Here is a 2,635-nt window from a genome sequence, read left to right as displayed (position 1 = left end):
CCGCGCCCCGCCGCTCGTGCACCGGCGACGAAGCGCTCCAGACCCTCGGGCCCGCCCCGGCTGTCGTCCACCCGCGAGTGATCCACGACGTCGTAGCCATGGTCAGACCCCGGAACGGCGGCGAGGAGCGGCGAGAGGTACGCCCACGACGCACCCAGGTCGGCGAGGTACCTCGTGACCGAGGCGGCGTCGTCGAGGGTGAAGCCCGATCGGATCTGCAGACGATATGTCGAGAGCGGGCGACGGGTCATCGAGGCAGCTCCGGGGTGGGCGCAGGAGCCGGTGCTTCGGCGCGCTCGGTCTGGATCCGCAGCGAGGCCTCGACGGAGTCGTCCGTCGGCACCTCGGTCTGATCGACCTCGCGAAGCACCAGAAGCGAGTTGGCCTCCAGCGTCACAGGGGCGCCGGCATCGATCGGATCCCCGCCCGCGCGATCCCCGGCGGTGTCGATCGCGACCTCCCACGCGCGGCCGTGCCGGTCGTCGGGAAGCACCGCGTCGATCGCATCCGTTCCGCTGTGGAAGTACACCAGGAAGTTCTGATCCGTCACCGGGCGTCCGCGACGGTCCTTCTCACGAATACCCTGTCCGTTCAGGAACATCCCGATGGCGAGGCCGAAACCGGAATCCCAGTCCTCGGGTTCCATCCGGCGTCCGTCCGGCCGCAGCCACACGACATCCGGCACCCGCTCGCCGTCCTCCGAGCGCACCGGGCGTCCGTCGAAGAAGCGGCTGCGGCGGAAGGTCGGATGCGAGCGACGCAGCCGCGCGACGGCGGCGGTGAACTCGACGAGCGGTCGATCGGCTGCTTCCCAGTCGACCCAGGTGAGCTCGTTGTCCTGCGCGTAGCCGTTGTTGTTGCCGTCCTGAGTGCGGCCGAGCTCGTCGCCGTGCGCGATCATCGGCACGCCCTGCGACAGCAGCAGCGTCGCGAGGAAGTTCCGCTGCTGCCGGGCGCGGACGCGGTTGACGGTCTCGTCGTCGGTCGGCCCCTCTACGCCGTGGTTGTTCGAGCGGTTGTGCGATTCCCCGTCGGCGTTGTCCTCGCCGTTCGCCTCGTTGTGCTTCTCGTTGTACGAGACCAGGTCGCGCAGCGTGAAGCCGTCGTGGGCGGTGACGAAGTTGATCGACGCCACGGGGCGGCGTCCCGAGTGCTCGTAGAGATCTGCCGAGCCGGTGAGACGCGATGCGAACTCGCCGAGAGCCTGAGGCTCGCCGCGCCAGAAGTCGCGCACCGTGTCGCGGTACTTGCCGTTCCACTCCGTCCACTGGGGCGGGAAGTTGCCGACCTGATAGCCGCCAGGACCGACATCCCACGGCTCGGCGATGAGCTTCACCTGCGAGACGATCGGATCCTGCTGCACGAGCTCGAAGAACGCCGCCAGTCGGTCGACGTCGTAGAACTCGCGCGCGAGAGTCGAGGCGAGATCGAAGCGGAAGCCGTCGACATGCATCTCGGTCACCCAGTACCGCAGCGAATCCATGATCAGCTGCAGCGCGTGCGGGTTGCCGGCGTTGAGGCTGTTTCCGGTTCCGGTGTAGTCGGTGTAATACCGGCGGTCCTCTTCGAGGCGGTAGTACGCCTCATTGTCGATGCCCCTCATCGAGAGCATCGGACCCATGTGGTTGCCCTCGGCCGTGTGGTTGTAGACCACATCGAGGATCACCTCGATGCCCGCCGAGTGCAGCGCGCGCACCATCGCCTTGAACTCCTGCACCTGCTGACCGTGCTGGCCGCTCGAGGAGTAGTCGTTGTGCGGCGCGAAGAAGGCGAGGGTGTTGTACCCCCAGTAGTTCGTGAGGCCCTTGTCTTCGAGGGTCGAGTCGTAGACGAACTGGTGCACCGGCATCAGCTCGATCGCGGTGACCCCGAGGTGCACGAGGTGATCGATCACCGCGGGATGCGCGATCGCCGCATAGGTTCCGCGCAGCTCTTCCGGCACATCGGGATGCAGCTGGGTGAGGCCCTTGACGTGGGCCTCGTAGATCACGGTCTGCGCGTAGGGGGTCTTGGGCAGTCGGTCGCCGGCCCACTCGAAGAACGGATTGACGACCACGCCCTTCACCATCGCGGAACCGGAGTCGTCGTCGTTGCGAGAGTCGGGGTCTCCGAAGTCGTAGCCGAACAGGGGCTGTCCCCAATCGACCCTCCCGGCCACCGACTTCGCGTAGGGGTCGAGGAGCAGTTTGTTCGGGTTGAACCTCTGGCCCTCCGCAGGCTCGTACGCGCCGTGCACTCGGTACCCGTACAGCTGGCCGGGCTGCACGGACGGCAGATAGCCGTGCCACACGAAGGCGTCGACCTCTTCGAGGAGGACGCGCTCTTCGTTGCCGTCGTCATCGAACAGGCACAGTTCGATCTTCTCGGCCCCCTCGCTGAACAGGGCGAAGTTGGTGCCCTGACCGTCGAAGGTCGCTCCGAGAGGATACGGCGACCCGGGCCAGACGTCGTGGCTCACCGAGCGGACCGCTTCGTGGAGGAGCGGTTCAACACGGCCTGGACGGCGTCGTGGAAGTCATGGATCTGCGCGATCTCGTCCGCCTGGTGATAGGGGTGTCCGACGTAGCAGACGAAGACGGGATGCACGTGCTCCACGTATCCGACGGGGCCGCCGTTCAGGATGACGTAGCGGTCG

3 protein-coding genes are annotated in these 2,635 nt (G+C 66.9%); all 3 read right to left on the bottom strand.

The window, feature by feature from the left end; genetic code table 11:
* On the bottom strand, positions 1-251 hold a 251-nt coding region (locus tag J7E68_RS18480; RefSeq protein WP_251049147.1), incomplete at its 3' end, for an alpha-amylase family glycosyl hydrolase.
* Complete coding sequence (gene glgX, locus J7E68_RS18475; protein ID WP_215174999.1) at positions 248-2,458, bottom strand: glycogen debranching protein GlgX; 2,211 nt, start codon at positions 2,456-2,458, stop codon at positions 248-250. The genes glgX and J7E68_RS18480, both read right to left, overlap by 4 nt.
* On the bottom strand, positions 2,455-2,635 hold a 181-nt coding region (locus tag J7E68_RS18470; protein ID WP_215174997.1), incomplete at its 5' end, for a hypothetical protein. The genes glgX and J7E68_RS18470, both read right to left, overlap by 4 nt.

This window comes from Microbacterium sp. ISL-103 (assembly GCF_018613995.1).
GTDB lineage: Bacteria > Actinomycetota > Actinomycetes > Actinomycetales > Microbacteriaceae > Microbacterium.
Note: the sequence above shows the minus strand (reverse complement) of the source record. Positions and strands in the feature narration are given on the sequence as shown.